The organism is Streptomyces sp. 17_S59, assembly GCF_056930295.1.
Genome location: NZ_JBXOWD010000001.1, coordinates 1,934,322 through 1,952,364, shown reverse-complemented (window position 1 = coordinate 1,952,364; position 18,043 = coordinate 1,934,322). Strand labels below are relative to the sequence as shown.

Annotated in this window: 16 protein-coding genes; 4 read left to right on the top strand and 12 right to left on the bottom strand. The window is 73.1% G+C overall.

What is annotated here, in order from left to right; all coding sequences use genetic code 11:
* Positions 1–200 precede the first annotated feature (200 nt).
* Positions 201–2,276, top strand: coding sequence for an MFS transporter (locus AC1Z4A_RS08560; RefSeq protein WP_483677263.1), 2,076 nt, complete (start codon positions 201–203; stop codon positions 2,274–2,276).
* A gap of 16 nt (positions 2,277–2,292) precedes the next feature.
* Here the strand turns inward: AC1Z4A_RS08560 and AC1Z4A_RS08555 are convergent, their stop codons facing one another.
* Together AC1Z4A_RS08555 and AC1Z4A_RS08550 are read right to left on the bottom strand one after the other, a co-directional pair.
* Complete coding sequence (locus AC1Z4A_RS08555; protein WP_483677262.1) at positions 2,293–2,826, bottom strand: GNAT family N-acetyltransferase; 534 nt, start codon at positions 2,824–2,826, stop codon at positions 2,293–2,295.
* 102 nt (positions 2,827–2,928) lie between these two features.
* Complete coding sequence (locus tag AC1Z4A_RS08550) at positions 2,929–3,255, bottom strand: antibiotic biosynthesis monooxygenase family protein (RefSeq protein WP_483677261.1); 327 nt, start codon at positions 3,253–3,255, stop codon at positions 2,929–2,931.
* Between the two features lie 229 nt (positions 3,256–3,484).
* On the opposite strand from AC1Z4A_RS08550, the gene AC1Z4A_RS08545 reads away from it, so the two are divergent.
* The gene (locus AC1Z4A_RS08545; RefSeq protein WP_483683539.1) at positions 3,485–5,473 is read left to right on the top strand and encodes a bifunctional glycosyltransferase 87/phosphatase PAP2 family protein; all 1,989 of its coding nucleotides are present in this window, start codon (positions 3,485–3,487) and stop codon (positions 5,471–5,473) included.
* A gap of 27 nt (positions 5,474–5,500) precedes the next feature.
* Here AC1Z4A_RS08545 and AC1Z4A_RS08540 read toward each other — a convergent pair whose 3' ends face one another.
* The 4 genes from AC1Z4A_RS08540 to AC1Z4A_RS08525 form a co-directional block, all read right to left on the bottom strand.
* Complete coding sequence (locus AC1Z4A_RS08540) at positions 5,501–6,184, bottom strand: hypothetical protein (protein WP_483677260.1); 684 nt, start codon at positions 6,182–6,184, stop codon at positions 5,501–5,503.
* 162 nt (positions 6,185–6,346) lie between these two features.
* Positions 6,347–6,760: a DUF6114 domain-containing protein gene (locus AC1Z4A_RS08535; protein ID WP_483677259.1), complete on the bottom strand. Its 414-nt coding sequence runs from the start codon at positions 6,758–6,760 to the stop codon at positions 6,347–6,349.
* A complete protein-coding gene (locus tag AC1Z4A_RS08530; protein ID WP_483677258.1) occupies positions 6,747–7,367 on the bottom strand; it encodes a DUF6230 family protein in 621 nt (206 codons plus the stop codon). Before AC1Z4A_RS08530 ends, AC1Z4A_RS08535 begins: the two co-directional genes overlap by 14 nt.
* A gap of 192 nt (positions 7,368–7,559) precedes the next feature.
* Positions 7,560–8,810, bottom strand: coding sequence for a cytochrome P450 (locus AC1Z4A_RS08525; protein ID WP_483677257.1), 1,251 nt, complete (start codon positions 8,808–8,810; stop codon positions 7,560–7,562).
* 286 nt (positions 8,811–9,096) lie between these two features.
* Here AC1Z4A_RS08525 and AC1Z4A_RS08520 point away from each other — a divergent pair, with 286 nt between their 5' ends.
* On the top strand, positions 9,097–10,266 hold the full coding sequence (locus AC1Z4A_RS08520; protein WP_483677256.1) for a steroid 3-ketoacyl-CoA thiolase: 1,170 nt from the start codon (positions 9,097–9,099) through the stop codon (positions 10,264–10,266).
* On the opposite strand, the gene AC1Z4A_RS08515 is transcribed toward AC1Z4A_RS08520, so the two are convergent.
* The 5 genes from AC1Z4A_RS08515 to AC1Z4A_RS08495 are packed head-to-tail and all read right to left on the bottom strand — an operon-like array spanning position 10,250 to position 16,107.
* Positions 10,250–11,197, bottom strand: a complete 948-nt coding sequence (locus AC1Z4A_RS08515) for an ECF transporter S component (protein ID WP_483677255.1) — start codon at positions 11,195–11,197, stop codon at positions 10,250–10,252. The two genes, AC1Z4A_RS08520 and AC1Z4A_RS08515, sit on opposite strands and share 17 nt — an antisense overlap.
* A complete protein-coding gene (locus AC1Z4A_RS08510; RefSeq protein ID WP_483677254.1) occupies positions 11,194–12,825 on the bottom strand; it encodes an ABC transporter ATP-binding protein in 1,632 nt (543 codons plus the stop codon). The genes AC1Z4A_RS08515 and AC1Z4A_RS08510 overlap by 4 nt, the downstream gene beginning before the upstream one ends.
* Positions 12,822–14,135: an energy-coupling factor transporter transmembrane component T gene (locus AC1Z4A_RS08505; protein ID WP_483683538.1), complete on the bottom strand. Its 1,314-nt coding sequence runs from the start codon at positions 14,133–14,135 to the stop codon at positions 12,822–12,824. The genes AC1Z4A_RS08510 and AC1Z4A_RS08505 overlap by 4 nt, the downstream gene beginning before the upstream one ends.
* Positions 14,136–14,149: 14 nt before the next feature.
* Positions 14,150–14,830, bottom strand: a complete 681-nt coding sequence (locus tag AC1Z4A_RS08500; protein WP_483677253.1) for an SCO2322 family protein — start codon at positions 14,828–14,830, stop codon at positions 14,150–14,152.
* Entirely contained in the window at positions 14,827–16,107 is a 1,281-nt protein-coding gene (locus AC1Z4A_RS08495) for an SCO2321 family membrane protein (RefSeq protein WP_483677252.1), read from the bottom strand. Before AC1Z4A_RS08495 ends, AC1Z4A_RS08500 begins: the two co-directional genes overlap by 4 nt.
* 251 nt (positions 16,108–16,358) lie before the next feature.
* On the opposite strand from AC1Z4A_RS08495, the gene AC1Z4A_RS08490 reads away from it, so the two are divergent.
* On the top strand, positions 16,359–17,828 hold the full coding sequence (locus AC1Z4A_RS08490; RefSeq protein WP_483677251.1) for an aldehyde dehydrogenase: 1,470 nt from the start codon (positions 16,359–16,361) through the stop codon (positions 17,826–17,828).
* Here the strand turns inward: AC1Z4A_RS08490 and AC1Z4A_RS08485 are convergent.
* Positions 17,825–18,043: a DUF397 domain-containing protein gene (locus AC1Z4A_RS08485; RefSeq protein ID WP_483677250.1), complete on the bottom strand. Its 219-nt coding sequence runs from the start codon at positions 18,041–18,043 to the stop codon at positions 17,825–17,827. The genes AC1Z4A_RS08490 and AC1Z4A_RS08485 overlap by 4 nt on opposite strands.

The following is an 18,043-nucleotide window of genomic DNA, read 5'->3' as shown; positions in this document are numbered from 1 at the left end:
AGCGCGCGGAAGAAAGACAAGCGGCTCCACCCGCCGGTCAGGGAGTGCGGGCGGAGCCACTTTGTTTCTCAAAGATACAAAACGAATCCGGCCAAACGCCAACGGCCCTGGTCGAGCCCTGGTCGGCGTAGCCCGGCAGGCCGGAAACCCCCGCTCGGCGGAACATGGGAGGGAGCGACCCCGAAACCGGAGGAGCTGCCATGGCCCAGGACACCCCGGGCCCCGCACCGGTCGCCACGGGCCCCGCGCCCCTGCCCGGCGAGGGGCAGTCGCGGAGATCCGTGTTCGCCGCGATCGGCGCCCTGCTGCTCGGCATGCTGCTGGCCGCCCTGGACCAGACCATCGTCTCCACCGCCCTGCCCACGATCGTCAGCGATCTCGGCGGGCTGGAGCACCTGTCCTGGGTCGTCACCGCCTACATGCTGGCCTCCACCGCGGCCACCCCGCTCTGGGGCAAGCTCGGCGACCAGTACGGGCGCAAGAAGCTGTTCCAGACCGCGATCGTGATCTTCCTGGCAGGCTCCGCCCTGTGCGGCATCGCCCGCGACATGCCCCAGCTGATCGGCTTCCGGGCCCTCCAGGGCCTCGGCGGCGGCGGGCTGATGGTGCTGTCGATGGCGATCGTCGGCGACCTCGTGCCGCCCCGCGACCGGGGCCGCTACCAGGGGCTCTTCGGCGCGGTCTTCGGCGGTACGAGCGTCCTGGGACCGCTCCTCGGCGGCCTGTTCGTCGATCACCTCAGCTGGCGCTGGGTCTTCTACATCAACCTGCCCATCGGCGTCGTCGCCCTCCTGGTGGTCGCCGCCGTGCTGCACATCCCCGCCAGCCGCGTCCCGCACCGCATCGACTACCTCGGCACCTTCCTCATCGCCGCCGTCGCCGTCTGCCTGGTCCTGATGACCTCCCTCGGCGGCACCACCTACCCGTGGTCGTCCTGGCAGATCATCGGCCTAGGTGTGCTGGGCGTGGTGCTGCTCGTGCCCTTCCTGCTCGTCGAGCAGCGCGCCGCCGAGCCCGTCCTCCCGCTCGGGCTGTTCCGGATCCACGCCTTCGCGCTCTGCTCGGTGATCGGCTTCGTCGTCGGCTTCGCGATGTTCGGGTCCATGACCTACCTGCCGACGTTCCTCCAGGTCGTCAAGGGCGTCTCGCCGACCCTGTCCGGCGTCCACATGCTGCCGATGGTGGCCGGTCTGCTGATCTCCTCGACCGGCTCCGGCCAGATCGTCAGCCGCACCGGGCGCTACAAGGTCTTCCCGATCACCGGCACCGCCGTGATGACCCTCGGCCTGCTCCTGCTCCACCAGCTCGCCCCGGCCACCACCACCTCGGTGATGAGCCTGTACTTCTTCGTCTTCGGCTTCGGGCTCGGCCTGGTCATGCAGGTGCTCGTGCTGATCGTGCAGAACTCCGTCGGCTACGAGAACCTCGGCGTCGCCACCTCCGGCGCCACGTTCTTCCGCTCCATCGGCGCCTCCTTCGGCGTCTCCGTCTTCGGCACGATCTTCAGCAACAAGCTCGGCCCGCGCATCGCCGACGCCCTCGCGGGCGTGCACCTGCCGCCAGGCGTCACCCCCGCCTCCCTCCAGGCCGACCCGCGCGCGCTGCACCGGCTGCCCCCGGCCCAGCGCACGGGCGTCCTGGCCGCCTACTCCCAGTCGATCACCGATGTCTTCGTCTACGCCGTGCCCCCCGCCCTGCTCGCCTTCGCCCTCGCCTGGCTGCTCCGGGAACAGCCGCTGCGCGGCAGCGTCACCGTCCCCGACACCAGCGAGGTCGTCGCCAGCAACCCCGTCGAGCGGTCCTCGCACGAGGAGTGCGCCCGCGCCCTGTCCGCGATCGGCAGCCGCGAGGGCCGGCGCAAGGCCTACGAGAAGATCACCGAACGGGCGGGCCTCGACCTCAAACCCGCCGCCAGCTGGATGCTGCTGCGCATCAAACGCGACGGGCACGCCGAGCCCGCCCTGCTCGCCGAGCGCGTGGACGTGCCGGTGCGGGTCGTCACGGAGGCCGACCGGCAGCTGGAGTCACGCGGGCTGGTGGTGCGCGAGGGGCTGGGGCTGGTCCTCACGGACGAGGGGCGGCGCCAGGCCGAGCTGCTGTTCCGGGCGCGCGAGCAGATGCTCGCGGAGCTGCTGGGGGACTGGTGGACGGCCGCGGACCGGCCGCACGATCTCCAGCAGCTCGTCGAGGAGCTGAACCGGGAGCTGAGCGGATCGGACGCGGAGCAGCCGCACAACGGCGACGCGGGGGGCCCCAAGCCCGACCACCGCCGTTAGGGGGACGGGGACGCCTCTAGGGCGTGACCAGCTCCTTGCCGAGCCACACCTCCGCGTACGCGTCGCCCTCCTTGTACGGCGCGACCTCCCCGAAGCCGTGCCGCGCGTACAGCGCCCGCGCCTCCACCAGGTCCAGCCGGGTCTCCAGCACGATCCGCCGCGCACCCCACTCGCGCGCAGCCTCCTCCCCCGCGCCCAGCAGCGCGGCCGAGCCGCCCAGGCCGCGCCGGTCCGCCCGTACGTACATCCGGCACAGCTCCGCCGTACGGGCGTCCAGCCGCCGCAGGCCTGCGCAGCCCGCCGGCTCCCCGCCGTACCGGGCCACCAGCAGCACGCCGTCCGGCGGGACGAGGTCGTCGCTGGGCATCTCGGCCAGGTGCCGCTCGATCTCCTCCGGCGTGGACGCGCGGCCGCGGTGCAGCTCGTACCAGCGGTCGGCGACGTCGACGAGGTACTCCCGCAGCAGCGCGGCCGACTCCGGCGAGCCGACCGGCTGCGGGGACACGCTCCAGGCGGGCGTGGGCATGGGCGTGGGCGTGGTTATGGGCATGGGCGATGGCATGGGCATGGGCATGGGCATGCGGCGGATGCTCGCACGCCGGCCGACGGGCAGTCAGCCCGTTTTCGCCCCGGCCCTTTTCGGCCTTCCGGCTCAGCCCTTCTTCGGCGCCGCCTGCTGGACGACCTCGAAGGACCACAGCGTGGAGCCGGAGGCGGCCGGGCGCTGCTTGGGCGCACCCTCGCCGCCGCTCTGGTGGGCGGCCTTCATCGGGCCCTCCATCCACGCCTGGAAGTCCTCCTCGCTGCGCCAGCGCGTGTAGACGAGGTAGTTGTCGGTGCCGTCGACCGGACGGAGCAGTTCGAACCACTCGAAGCCGTCGGAGCTCTCCACGGAGCCCGCGCGGCCCGCGAAACGCTGCTCAAGGACCTCGCGCTGCTCGGCCGGCACGGTCAGGACGTTGATCTTCACGATGCTCATGACGGCACCCTAATGGCCGGTCTTGGTCGCTGACGCGTTGGATTCGGTCCACCTGTGGGAGGTTGTCAGGTGACCTGGGGGTGACCTGCGTCTGTTCTGCGGGCCTCAGTAAGGTTCAAAGAGTCCATTCGAGGGTGACCGAGCCGGTCGACCGGAGGAGCGGCAGAGCGTGGCGGATGCGGAGCGGGGCGGGTTGGGGAGTCCGCCGAGGGCGGGCTCACGGACCGGCATGGTCCTGGGAGTGCTGTGGCTGCTCGCCGGACTGCTGGCTGTGCGTCAGGCGGCAGCGGTGCTGCGGCTGCCACCGGAGCGCCGGTTCACCGATCTGGAGACCTGGATCGGCGAGAACGGCGTCCTGCACGTCAAGGGATCCCTCTACGACACCGACAAGTTCACCGGAACCCCCTTCGCCGGGCTCGTCCTCAAACCGCTCACCAAGGCGGCCGAACAGAGCCTCGGCGTCGTCTGGACCTTCGGCACCCTGCTCCTCGTGGTCGCCGTCGCCCTCGTCGCCGCGCGGGCCCTGCCCGGGCGCGGCACCGAGGGGCCGGTCAGCCGGCGCACCGCGCTGCTGGCGGCGCCCGTCGCCGTCAGCCTGACCGTCCTCTCGCTGCCCGTGCGCAACACCTTCACCCTCGGGCAGACCAGCATCATCCCGGTGCTGCTCGTGCTCCTGGGCTGCTGCCTGCCCCGGATCGCCGGGGGCCCCGGCCGGGCGACCGGCGTGCTCGTCGGTGTCGCCGCCGCACTCCAGCCCGCCGTGCTGCTCTTCGCCCCGCTGCTCTGGCTGACCGGCCGCCGCCGCGCGGCCGTCACCGGCGCCGCCACTTTCGCCGCGTGCACGGCCCTGGCCTGGGTGGCCATGGCCGACGACTCGTGGACGTACTGGATCCACCACATCGCCGGGGCCGGCCTCGGCGAGAAGCCCGACGGGCTCGCCAACCAGTCCCTGCACGGCCTGCTGCTGCGCATCGGCCTGCGCGGCCCGGCCGAGCTGGCCCTGTACGCGCTGCTGTGCGCCGGAGTCGTCTGGATCGGCCTCCGCCGCGCCGTGCGCTACGCCAAGGACGGGCAGCCGCTGCTCGCCACGGCCATCACCGGCTGCGCCGCGGTCGCCGTCTCGCCCACCGCCTGGCAGCACCAGCAGCTGTGGATCCTGCTCGCCGTCGCCGGCCGGGTCGGCAGACGGCGCGCCGACCGGCCCGTGTGGCCGGTGCTCGTCGTGCTCGTCATGACGCTGACCAGCACCGTCCTCGTCCCGCCCAACCCCGTCATGGGTCCCGTCGGAGAGAACGCCCCGCTGCTCGCCGCCCTCGCGGCGGCCTGCGCGGTGCCCTTCCTGTCCCGTGCCTCGGGGCTGTGGGACCGGCCCGTGCCGACCCCGGTCGCCGAGCCGCAGCGCGGCCGCTTCTCCTGGGTGCCGCTGCTGGGCTTCTTCAAGCGCTCCCTCAACCGGCCGAACCTGGTGCTGGAGCTGATGCTGATACGGCTCTTCTACTGGGCCTACTCCTACGTCCGCGCCCAGGCCCCGGACTCGCGCAGCCTCGCCGAGTCCCACGGCCGGCAGATCCTCGGCATCGAGGAGTTCCTGCACATAGACGTCGAGCACGCCTTCAACCACTTCGTGGCGGGCGCGGACTGGCTCGCGGACAGCATGGACTACTACTACGGCACCTTCCACTTCCTGGTGCCGCTGTCCCTGCTGGGCTTCCTGTACCTGCGCCGCCCGGCGACCTACCGCTGGGCGCGCACGGCGCTGGGCTTCGCCACGCTGATGGCGCTCGTGGGCTTCTGGGTCTACCCGCTGGCTCCGCCGCGGCTGATGCCGGGCCGCGGCTTCATCGACACCGCCAACGGTCCGCAGGACCTGTCCAACCCCGACTTCGGGGCGCTGACCGAGCTGTCCAACCAGTACGCGGCGATGCCCTCGCTGCACATCGGCTGGTCGCTGTGGTGCGGCGTCGTGATCGCCGTGGTGGCGCCGAAGCTGTGGATGAAGTGGCTCGGCATGCTCTACCCGCTGCTGACCTTCTCGGTCATCATCGGCACCGCCAACCACTACGTCCTGGACGCCGTCGGCGGTGCGCTCGTGGTGGCTTGCGGCTTCGGTATCCAGTACGCGCTGACCGGCCCCGGCCGGGTGGCGCTGGCGGTGATCCCGGGTGCGCGCGGGGAGAGCGACGCGCTGCGTCCGGAGCCGGTACGGGCCGGGAGCTGATCCTCCCGGCCCGCAGCGCAGTGGCGGTCAGCCGCCGACCGTGATCTGCGATGCCGGGTCGGTGACGTCCGTGACGTCGTACACGGCGTTGAACAGCGAGAACGTCGCGCTGGTGGGGCAGCCGAAGCCGCCCTCGGCCTTCACGGGGACGGCTCCGTCGGTGACGGTGATCTGGGACGGGGCCCCGTTGGTGAAGGTGGCGGGGAAGGTCGCGGGGCCGTCGGGCGCGGCGGTGACGGTGCAGTTGGCCAGGCCGGTGGTCTTGAGTACCAGACCGCCGCTGGGAATGGTCAGCGAGGCCGTGATCGGGGACCCGTTCTGCATGGAGACGCCCCAGGCGCCGGAGGTGGTGACGGTGACGTCCACGCCGGGCAGGCTGGCGGAACAGTCCGAGTACGTCGGCGGGTTGAGGGCGCTGACGACGGGGCCCGCGGGGTTGGCGTTGCCCGGGGCCGCGGGCACCTGGTTGGCGCCGCTCGCGCCGCCGCCGCCCGGCTGGGAGCTGGAGACGTTGCAGGTGACGGTGACGGAGCCGGCCTTGAAGGTGGCGGTGCCGTTGAGGGTGGCGGCGAAGTTGTGGCCGGCGGGCTGCACGGTGGTGGATGCGGCGTCGTCGAGGGTTCTTGCGTCTGCCGTCGCGCTTGCGGCCAGCGCCGCGGCTGCGGTGAGTGCTGCTGCGGTGGCGGCGAGGGCGCGGGGGCGTAAGGACATGGGGTCTCCTTGGGTGAGGGGCGCGTCTGCCGGGTGAGGGTCGTTGGCCGGGTGCGGGCCGGGGGTCGGTTTGTGCCCACCCGTTCCGCCGTGCGGAACGCCTGCCCACAAACCGACGGCGTGCGGGGCAGGCGGAACCGAGGAACGCCTGCCCACAAACCGTCACTCAGGCTCGTGCGGCTGCCAGGCGAAGATCATGGCCCCGCCGATGTTGCCGGCGATCGTGCCGAAGAGGAATCCGCCGAGGTTGGACATCACCAGCGTGGCGGTGGCGACCAGGACCGTGAGGATGCCGGCCAGGGTCCGGTACTGCGGGGCGAACCATGCGGACAGGCCCATCACGATCATGACCAGGCCCATCAGGACCCCGGGGATCCCCGCGATGCCCTGCTCCAGCATGATCTTCAGCGGCGCCAGCGGGATGGCGCAGATCTCCACGCCCGCGACGACGGCGGCCAGGCCGCCCCAGAAGGGGCGCCCCTTGCGCCACTGCCGCCACGCGGCCCAGAGCCGCCGGGGGCGTGCCGGGGCGGTCAGCGGCTCGGCGCCGCCGCCCGGCACGTCAGAAGCACTCATCCTTGCCGAGCTTGATGTTCAGGTTGAGGCCGGCGAGCTTGAACTTCCCGGCGTTGGTCGCCCAGGCGGTCTGGTGCACGTCCGTCATCTTGATGCTCTTGGCCTGCTGCCCGAAGGCGTCCTGCAGGCCCTGGGCGGAGGCGGGGCCCTTGTTGAGGGTCGACGCGTCGCGCCCGATCTCGATGTTCTCGAACTCCGCGTCGCCGGACATCTGCGTGGCGTCGATGAACAGGTCGGTCGCCTCGACGGTCTTCTTGCCCTGTCCGGCGTAGAGCTTGAGCGAGATGTCGCCGAGCACCGGCAGGGTGGTGACCACGGACTGGCACAGGTCGTGGATCTCGGCGTTCTTGATGGCGGTGACGGCCACGGGCAGCAGCTTGCCGCGCGCGTTCTTGTCCACGCCGCCGTACTGCGCGAAGCCGGTGCCGGTCAGGCTCGACGCCCCGACCTTGAACTCCTGCCCGGAGACCGCGAACGAGGCCGCCAGCGCGCCCTGGGCGAGCGCGACGGCCAGTGCGGCGGTGGCGGCGAAACCGGGGACGGCCAGGACGGCGAACTTGCGCCACCTGACGCGGCCCGTCACCTGTCTCCCCTGTGCGTCCTTCATGCTGATGTCCCCTCGTCCTCTCGTCCCCTGGGAGAACTGTTGAACGGCCGACCGGAAGGTGTACCCGAGAGTAAGTCCGGCCGGGGTAGCTGACAAGGGTTCAGGTATGGACCGATTCCCGTCATTCCAGGGGCAGTTGAGGTTGACCGAGACGGTGGGTGTCGATGGGGTGAAGCGGCTGCCGCCGCCCGCCTACGCGCCGTAGTCCACCCTCAGCTCCTTGATCCCGTTCAGCCAGGCCGAGCGCAGCCGCCGGGGCTCGCCCGTGAGCCGGATGTCCGGCAGGACGTCCGCGATCGCGCCGAAGATCAGGCCGATCTCCAGCACCGCGAGGGACTTGCCCAGGCAGAAGTGCGGCCCGCCGCCCCCGAAGCCGAGGTGGGGGTTGGGGTCGCGGGTGATGTCGAAGGTGCCGGGGGAGTCGAAGACCTCGGGGTCGTGGTTGGCGGAGGCGTAGAACAGCCCGACGCGCTGGCCCTCCCGGACGGTCGCGCCGCCCAGCCGGGTGTCGCGGGTGGCGGTGCGCTGGAAGGAGACCACCGGGGTCGCCCAGCGCACGATCTCCTCCGCCGCGGTGACCGGGCGCTCGCGCTTGTACAGCTCCCACTGGTCGGGGTGGGTGAGGAAGGCGTGCATGCCGTGGCTGATGGCGTTGCGGGTGGTCTCGTTGCCGGCGACGGCCAGCATCAGGACGAACAGCCCGAACTCGTCGGAGCCCAGGTTCCCCTCGTCCTCGGCGGCCACGAGGCGGCTGACGATGTCCCGCTCCGGGTGCTCGGTGCGCTCGGCGGCCAGGTTCATGGCATACGAGATCAGCTCCAGCGCGGAGTGTGCGCCGGTCTCCTCGGTGACGGCCAGCTCGGGGTCGTCGTAGGCGATCATCTTGTTGGACCAGTCGAAGATCCTGGCCCGGTCCTCCTGGGGGATGCCGATCAGCTCGGCGATGGCCTGCAGGGGCAGTTCGCAGGCGATGTCGCCGACGAAGTCGCCGCTGCCGTGCTTGGTGGCTGCGGTGACGATGGCGGCCGCCCGGCTGCGCAGGGATGCCTCCAGGGCTTTGATCGCGCGCGGGGTGAAGCCGCGCTGGACGATCCTGCGGACCCGGGTGTGCTCGGGCGGGTCCATGTTGAGCATCATCAGCCGCTGGGCGTCGATGTTCTCCGGCCGGATGTGCGGGTGGAAGCGGATGACGGAGGTGTTGCGGTGCGAGGAGTAGACCTCCGGGCGGGCGGAGACCTCCCTGACGTCCGCGTGCCGGGTTACGACCCAGTAGCCGTCGTCGCCGAAGCCCGCCAGGCCGTGCGGCTGGCTGTTCCACCACACCGGTGCGGTCCGCCGGAGCAGGGCGAACTCCGGCAGCGGGAGGCGGTCCCGGTAGAGGTCGGGGTCGGTGAAGTCGAAGCCGTCGGGCAGGGCGGGGTGGGGGTAGGGGCAGGGTGGCATGGCGACCACTCCCTTCGGCTTTCGCCGGAGTGCTGACAGCCGGCCCCGACCGCCGTTCCCGGCAGTGGGGCTGACGGTCAGTCAGGAGCCCCCCTCGACCCGACGGTAATGACGGGTCGAGGGGGCGGCAACCCGGGTGACGCCATCTGTTGCGCGCGCGGGGGTTGCGCGACCCTTGCGTACCGGGGGCGGCGGTCGTAAGACTGCCGGACAGAACTAGAACGCGTACTAGTTCTGGCCGTGGGCGCCGGGACGCCCTGCGGACCGAGGAGAGGACGAGTCAGTCATGGCTGCGGAACCCGTCATCGTCGAAGCCGTACGCACCCCCATCGGCAAGCGCGGAGGAGCGCTCGCCAACCTCCACCCCGCCTACCTCCTGGGGGAGACCTACCGGGAGGTGCTCGCCCGCACCGGCATCCAGCCCGACTGCGTCGAGCAGATCGTCGGGGGCACCGTCACCCACGCCGGCGAGCAGTCGATGAACCCCCCGCGCACCGCCTGGCTCGCCATGGGCCTCCCGTACGAGACCGCCGCCACGACCGTCGACTGCCAGTGCGGCTCCTCCCAGCAGGCCAACCACATCGTCGCCAACATGATCGCGGCCGGGGTCATCGACATCGGCATCGGCTGCGGCGTCGAGTCCATGTCCCGGGTGCCCCTCGGCAGCGGCTCCAAGCACGGGCCGGGCAAGCCCTTCCCCGACGAGTGGAACGTCGACCTCCCCAACCAGTTCGAGGCCGCCGAGCGCATCGCCCGCAAGCGCGGGCTCACCCGCGAGGACGCCGACGCCCTCGGCCTCCGCTCCCAGGAGCGCGCCGCCCGCGCCTGGGCCGAGGAGCGTTTCAAGCGCGAGACCTTCGCGGTGCAGGTGCCCACCACCGAGGAGGAACAGCTCGCCGGGCAGGGCATGTGGCGCCTCTTCGACCGCGACGAGGGATTACGGGACACCGGCATGGAGGCCCTCGCCGGCCTCAAGCCCGTCATGCCCACCGCCGTCCACACCGCGGGCAACTCCTCCCAGATATCCGACGGCGCGGCGGTCCTGATGTGGGCCTCCAAGCGCATGGCCCGGGCCCTGCGGCTGCGCCCCCGGGCCCGGATCGTCGCCCAGGCCCTCGTCGGCGCCGACCCGCACTTCCACCTGGACGGGCCCGTCGACGCCACGCGCGCGGTGCTGGGCCGGGCGGGCATGTCGCTGCGCGACATCGACCTGGTGGAGATCAACGAGGCGTTCGCGTCCGTGGTGCTGTCCTGGGCCCGGGTCTTCGAGCAGGACCTGGAGAAGGTCAACGTCAACGGCGGCGCGATAGCGCTCGGTCACCCCGTGGGCGCGACCGGCGCCCGCCTGATCACCACGGCGCTGCACGAGCTGGAGCGCCGGGACGGGGAGTTCGCGTTGATCACCATGTGCGCGGGCGGCGGGCTGGCCACGGGGACGATCATTCAGCGGCTGTGACGGACGTGTCCTCCCGATGGTCCCGGGCCGCCTCTGCGAAGGTCACCGGCGCCTCGAAGGCCGCCCGCCGGGTCGCACGGCGCAGCGCCTTGAGGACGGTGGGGCCGACGGTGAGCGTGGCCACCACCGTGACCAGGGCGCGGGGCAGGTCCCAGCCCAGGGAGGTGGCGAGACAGTACGCCGTGAACCGCGCGAGGTTGTCCGGCAGCGGGTCGCCCGGGACGAAGGCGACGTCCGAGACGAGCGAGCCGATGTAGGGCCAGCCCTGGAGGTTCATGACCGTCCCGTAGCAGACGGAGGCCACGGCTCCGTACGCCGCGAGCAGCGCCAGTTCGCGCCGCCCGCGCAGCCGGTCGGCCCCCGGCAGCAGGCCCGCGCCCATGGTCACCCAGCCCATGGCCAGCATCTGGAACGGCAGCCACGGGCCGACCCCGCCGGTCAGCAGCGCCGACGCAAACATCGACAGGGCGCCGAGGACGAACCCGAAGCCCGGCCCCAGCACCCGGCCGGACAGCACCATCAGGAAGAACATCGGCTCGATGCCGGCCGTCCCGGCGCCCAGCGGCCGCAGCGCGGCCCCGGCGGCGGCCAGCACGCCGAGCATCGCGACGGCCTTGGCGTCCAGGCCGGTGTCGGCGATCGTCGCGACGACCACGGCGAGGAGGAGTGGCAGCAGCGCGGCGAAGAGCCAGGGGGCGTCCTTGGAGTGGGCCAGGCCGGAGGCGGAGTCGGCGAGGAGGGGCCAGCCGAAGGCGGCTATGCCGATGGCGCTCACGAGGGCGAGTGCGGTGACGGACCGCGGGCCGAGGCGGATGGGGCGGGCGCGGTGGTCGGCCGGGGAGGTTTTTCCCCCACCCCGCCCCTTCCCGTAACCGGCGGGCTCCGCCCCCCGGACCCCCCGGTCCTCAAACGCCGGACGGGCTGGAATCATGCCTCCACCCCCAGTGCATCCCGCACCTGCGGCACCGTCAGCCAAGGCTGCGGTGCCAGCACCTTCGCCACCTGCGGGGCGAACGCGGGGGAGGAGACCACCACTTCCGGCGTCGGCCCGTCCGCCACCACCTCGCCCTCCGCCAGGATCACCACCCGGTGGGCCAGCTCGGCCGCCAGCTCCACGTCGTGCGTGGCCAGCACGATCGCATGGCCGCGGCCGGCCAGGTCGCGCAGGATCCCGACGAGGCGGGCCTTGGCCGCGTAGTCGAGGCCGCGCGTCGGCTCGTCGAGGAGCAGCAGCGGGGGCCGGGCCGTGAGCACGACCGCCAGCGCCAGCGCCAGCCGCTGGCCCTCGGACAGGTCGCGCGGGTGCGTGGTGTCCGGTACGTCCGGGAGCAGCCGGGACACCAGGGCGCGGCAGGTGCCGGGTGCGGCGTCCGCGTCGCGGTCGGCGGCCGCGCACTCGGCGGCGACCGTGTCCGCGTACAGCAGGTCGCGCGGCTCCTGCGGGACGAGTCCGACGTGCCGCAGGAGTTCGCGCGGGGCCGCGCGGTGCGGCACGACGTCGCCGCTCAGCCGCACCGAGCCGCGGGCCGGCTCGTGCATGCCGACCAGGGTGCGCAGCAGTGTGGACTTCCCGGCTCCGTTGCGGCCCATGAGGGCGACGGTCTCCCCGGCCCGTACAGACAGGTCGACGCTGCGCAGGGCGGGGACGGGGCCGTGGTGCACGGCGAGACCGGAGACGGCGACGACGTCTGTATCTGTTGGCGTTGCGGCGGCAGCCGCCTCCGCGCTTAGCGGCGCCAGCCGCTCCCGCAACGGTGCCGCCTTGCGGCGGGCGTCCCGTACGGACAGCGGCAGCGGCGACCATCCGGCCAGCCGGCCCAGGGCGACGACCGGCGGGTGGACCGGCGAGACCGCCATGATCTCGGCGGGGTCGCCGGAGACGGGGGCCGTGCCCGGCCCGGGCAGCAGGACGACCTGGTCCGCGTACTGCACGACGCGCTCCAGCCGGTGTTCGGCGAGCAGCACGGTGGTGCCCAGGTCGTGCACGAGGCGCTGGAGGACGGCCAGCACCTCCTCGGCCGCCGCCGGGTCCAGCGCGGACGTCGGCTCGTCGAGGACCAGTACCTTCGGGTGGGTGGTCAGCACGGATCCGATGGCGACGCGCTGCCGCTGGCCCCCGGAGAGCGTGGCGATGGGCCGGTCGCGCAGGGGCGCCAGTCCGAGAAGGTCGAGGGTCTCCTCGACGCGGCGGCGCATCGTGGCGGGCGGGACGCCCAGGGACTCCATGCCGTAGGCGAGTTCGTCCTCGACGGTGTCGGTGACGAAGTGGGCGAGCGGGTCCTGCCCCACGGTCCCGACGACGTCGGCCAGTTCGCGCGGCCGGTGGGTGCGGGTGTCGCGGCCCGCGACGGTGACGCGGCCGTGCAGGGTGCCGCCGGTGAAGTGCGGCACGAGGCCGCTGACGGTCCCGAGGAGGGTGGACTTCCCGGCGCCGGAGGGTCCGACGAGGAGGCACAGCTCGCCTTCGGGGACGGTGAGGTCGACGTCGGTGAGGGCGTGGTGAGTGGTGGTGCCGTCGGGGCCGTCGTAGGAGACCGAGACGTGCTCGAAGCGGATCACTGGGGGGTCTCCTTGTCGGGGGCGGCACCGGCGGGCCGGTGGGGGCGGGGGAGGAACTGGGGCTTCGCCCCGTTCCCTTCGGGGGTCCGGGGGCTTGCCCCCGGTTTCGGGAAGGGGCGGGATCGGGGAACAACTCCCGCCGCAACGGCGGGCAACCCCCCGCGGCCGGCCCGGCGGTGCCCAACCGCCCCCGGCCCCCGGGTAATCGACGGGGACGTCGGCGCCACAAACGCCGGCAGCAGGCCCAGCAACACCCCCGCCGCCGGCCATAGCGGCAGCACCGGCGCCGTCAGCGGCACCGCCGGCGGATGCAGCGCGTCCGGCGCCCAGTCCCCCGCGACGATCATCAACGCAGCCACCGCCACCCCCGAGCCCGAGACCAGCCACGCCCGCACCCCCCACCGGTCCGGCCGGTAGCGCGTGCGCACCGAGCGGCGGCCGCCCAGCCACAGTCCGCCCAGCGCCGCGGCGAGCCCCGCCAGCAGCAGGGGCAGCCCGTAGCCCGCGCCCTCATCGCCCAGCAGTCCGTACGTCCCCGCGCACACGCCCAGCAACCCGCCCAGCGTCAGCACGTTCGTGGTGAGCCGGACCGGGCGCGGCACCTCCGCGGTGCGGCCGTAGCCGCGCGCGTCCATCGCCGCCGCCAGTGCCACGGAACGCTCCAGCGCACCCTCCAGCACCGGCAGTCCCACCTGGAGCAGCGCCTTCAGGCCCCGGTCCGGTCGGCCCCGCAGCCGCCGCGCTGCGCGCAGCCGCTGGACGTCCGCGACCAGGTTCGGGGCGAAGGTCATGGCGACGACGACCGCCACGCCCGCCTCGTACAGCGCGCCCGGCAGGGACTTCAGCAGCCGCGCCGGGTTGGCGAGCGCGTTGGCCGCGCCCACGCAGATCAGCAGTGCGGCCAGCTTCATCCCGTCGTACAGGGCGAAGACCAGCGCCTCGGCCGTCACCCGGCCCCCGATGCGCACCCCGCGCGCCCAGTCCGGAAGCGGCACCTCCGGCAGGGTGACGAGGATGTGCGTGCCGGGGATCGGCGAGCCCAGGACGACCGCGAAGACCAGCCGGATGCCGATCACGGCCAGTCCGAGCTTGAGGAAGGCCCCGTACGAGCGCGCCCACGGCGCGTCCGTGCGGCGCGCCGCGACGACGTACCCGGCGACGCCGACCAGCATCGCCAGCAGCAGCGGGTTGGTGGTGCGCGAGGCGGCCGTCGCCAGCCCCAGCGCCCACACCCACCACGCGCCGGCGTGCAGCGCGGACGCGCGCCCCCCGGCCGGGTCCGTACGGCGGCTACGGCTCGCCCAGTTCATGCGGACCGTCCGGCTCATCCGCGACGGCGTCGGCGGGCTTGCCAGAACCCGGCGGCGCCGAGGGCGGCCACGACGGCGATGCCCCCGATCAGTCCGGTGGAGGGACCGCCGTCGCTGCCGTCGCCGTCGTCGTTCTTCTTCTGCTGCTCTGTTGCTTTCTGCTCCGCGGCCGAGGTGTCGACCTTCTCCGCGCACCCGCTCCTCGGATACCCGGCGATCGCGCACAGCAGGGCGGAGGAGTCGTAGCGGAGCGGCTTGGCGACGGCCGCCAGCGCGTCGCCCGCGCTCGCGTCCCCGCCGAGCCGCGCGCAGGCCGTGCGGGCCGCGGGCGGGGTCTCGCCGCCCGGTGCGTCGGCGGCCGTGCCGAAGTCGAGGACGACTGCGACCCGCTTGGCACCGTCCTCGGCGGGCGTGCCGTCGCACACCGCGCCGAAGTCGGCCGCCGCCCGCGGCTTGGCGGCCTGCGCGGAGTCCTCGCTCACGGCGAAGCGGAAGCCGACGACCTCGCCGTCGCGGGGCCGCAGCGTGGCGGGCCCCTGCGTGGCGTACGTCCAGTCCTTGCCGGAGGCCTGCCAGAACGACCAGTAGCGGTAGCCCTGGGCGGCGTGGGCCGGTGCCGCGCCGAGGGCGGCGAGCAGCCCGGTGAGGAGCGCGGCGAACAGTGACGCGCGGACGGTGCGGCGTATGCGGGTCACAGCTGGTTCTTCTTCTTGCGGCCGCTGATCAGGAAGCCGACGCCGACGCTTGCGACGAAGAAGATGCCGACGAACAACCAGATCTGGGAGCTGTCGCTGACCCCGTGCTTGTTCCGCTTCTCGTTCTTCTCCGGCGAGGCCGACGCGACGCTCGCGGGCGGGGGGCCCGTCAGGTTCAGGTCCGTGACCAGGTCGTTGCTGCCGAAGGAGCGCGGGTCGGCCCCGCCCGCACGGGCGGCGAGGACGAGCTTGGCGAGGCGGCCCGGGTCGCCCTTGGCCCACTCGGCGGCCTTGTTGCCCGGGTCCTGGAGCCACTTCAGGGACTTGCCGGCGGCGTCCCGGTGGCCGCCCGTGGCGAGGGCGAGGACGGTGTCGGCGGTGGTGCCGAAGTCCGGGCCCTCGGGGGCGCCGGGCATGGCGGACTTGAGGTAGCCGCCGTTCGCGTCGAGCTTCCTGGCCAGGTAGGCGGCCACGGCGTCGGCGGACGCGGCAGGGTCCTGCGGCTTGGCCTGCCCGTCGCCGCCCGCGCAGTCCAGCGGCTTGACCGGCCGGTCCGCTGCGTCCTTCTTCGCGGGCTCGGTCAGGAAGCCCTTGCCGAGCACCGCCTGCGCGGCGGCGGCCGAGGCCAGGTCGTTGGGCGCGAGTTCGTTCTGCTGCGGCTGGTAGGCGAACGCGCCGCGCTCGTCCTCCTTCTTGTCGCAGCCGAGCTGGAGGGCGAGCAGCGCGTCGTACGGGCTCTTGCCGCCCTTCGCCGTCGTCTTCGCCGGGTCCTGGCCGGCGGCCGCGAGGGCGCCGACGGCGATGGCGGTGGAGTTGGCGTCGCTGGGGCTGCCGGGGTTCATGCCCCAGCCGCCGTCCTCGTTCTGATGGGCCTTGAGCCAGTCGACGCCCTTGGTGACCGCCGCGGCCCGGCCGCCCACCGCCGCCAGGCCCTGCACGGCCGCCGCGGTCGCGTCGGTGAACTCGCCTGCCTTCGCGTCGCAGGCCTGGGCCGTGTCGGCCCGGTAGGAGGCGAAGCCGCCGTCCGCGCACTGCTGGCCTGCCAGCCAGTCGACGGCCTGCGGCGCGGGCGAGACGCCCGTCGCGTGCTGCGCGACGAAGGCCAGCGACTGCCGGAACACGCCGTCGAACTTCGGGTCCTTGGCCCCGTACAGCCCCGGTGCCGGGGACGGTGCACCGTCGGCGAAGGCGGCGGGGGCCGCGGCCGCGCTCAGGACGGCGGCGGTGGCCAGTGCCGCGGCGCCGCGGCGCGCGTGGACGGCGAAGGAGGGGGCCATGGGCTCGGTGCCTCTCGGTGTCGTTTTGGTGGGGAGCTGAACACTTTATCCGGCCGTTTTCCTGCCGCTCAGGCCGCCATACCGCCACGGGACCGGCAGGGAATCGCCACCGGAACGGCGCGGCCGGGGTGATATCAGGGGATATGCCGGATCCGGCGCCTGCGGCCTTGCCATTGCCCGCCCTCACGGGAGCTGCTATCAGTTCTGAAGCACGCTGCTTCTGATGCACCGTCAGATAGGGGGCCCCGGCCATGGCCGAATACGTCGAGCACGGGCAGCTCTTCATCGGCGGCAGGCCGGCCGACCCGGCCGCCGGTTCCGCCGGAGAGGTCATCGAGGTGGTCTCGCCGCACACCGAGGAGGTCATCGGGCGCGTCCCGCACGCCTCCCGGGAGGACGTGGACCGGGCCGTGACCGCCGCCCGCGCCTCCTTCGACTCCGGGGTGTGGGCCGGGCCGCCCCTGGCCGAGCGGCTCGCGGTCGTCACCCGGATCAAGGACGGGCTCGCCGCCCGCCACGAGGAGATCGCCCGGCTCGTCTCCGCCCAGAACGGCTCCCCGTACTCCTGGAGCGTCCTCGCCCAGGCCCTCGGCGCGGTGATGGTGTGGGACGCCGCGATCGCCGTCGCCCGCTCCTTCCCGCACGAGGAGCGGCGCATCGGGGCGCTCGGGCCGCTGCTGGTCCGGCGCGAGCCGGTCGGGGTCGTGGCGGCGGTCGTGCCGTGGAACGTCCCGCAGTTCACGGCCGCGGCAAAGCTCGCGCCCGCGCTGCTGGCGGGCTGCTCGGTGGTGCTCAAGCCGTCGCCCGAGACGCCCCTGGACGCGTACGTGCTCGCCGAGATCGCCGCCGGAGCGGGGCTGCCGGAGGGCGTCCTGTCGATCCTGCCCGCCGGGCGGGAGACGGGCGAGTACCTGGTCGGGCACCCCGGGGTCGACAAGGTCTCCTTCACCGGATCGGTCGCGGCGGGCAAGCGCGTCATGGAGGTCGCCTCCCGGCATCTCGCCCGCGTCACCCTGGAACTGGGCGGCAAGTCCGCCGCGATCGTCCTCCCCGACGCCGACCTGGACGCGGCCGTCGCCGGCATTGTGCCCAGCGCGTGGATGAACAACGGGCAGGCATGCGTCGCCCAGACCCGCGTCCTCGTCCCCCGCACCCGCTACGCCGAACTCGCCGAGCGTTTCGCGGCAGCGGCTTCCGCGCTGACCGTGGGCGACCCGCTCGACCCCGCCACGCAGGTCGGCCCGCTGGTCACCCGGCGCCAGCGGCAGCGCTCGCTGGACTACATCGCGCTCGGCCGCAGCGAGGGCGCCGAGGTCCTGGCGGGCGGCGGCCGCCCACCAGGCCGGGATCGCGGCTGGTACGTCGAGCCGACGCTCTTCGGCGGGGTCACCAACGCCATGCGGATCGCCCGCGAGGAGATCTTCGGGCCGGTGGTGTGCCTGCTCCCGTACGGGGACGAGGACGAGGCGGTGCGCATCGCCGACGACTCGGAGTACGGGCTCTCCGGCAGCGTCTGGACCGGTGACGTCGAGCACGGCATCGACATCGCGCGCCGGGTGCGCACGGGTACGTACTCGGTGAACACCTTCAGCCTCGACATGTTCGGCCCCTTCGGCGGCTACAAGAACTCCGGCCTCGGCAGGGAGGGCGGGCCCGAGGGGTATGCCGAGTATCTGGAGCAGAAGACGATTCACCTGCCGAAGGAGGCCGCGGTCGGCTAGAGGGTGCCGTTGAGTATGCCTGCGCGGAAGGCGTTCCATTCGTCGGCGGTGTAGCGCAGGTCGGGGCGGTCGGGGTTTTTGGAGTCGCGGACGGCGATGCCGCCGCCGGGCAGGTCGGTTATCTCGACGCACGACGCGCCACCATTGCTCTCGGGCGACTTGCGCCATGCGGCTCCGGACAGGTCAAGGCTGTAGAGGTCTTCCTTGCGATCCAT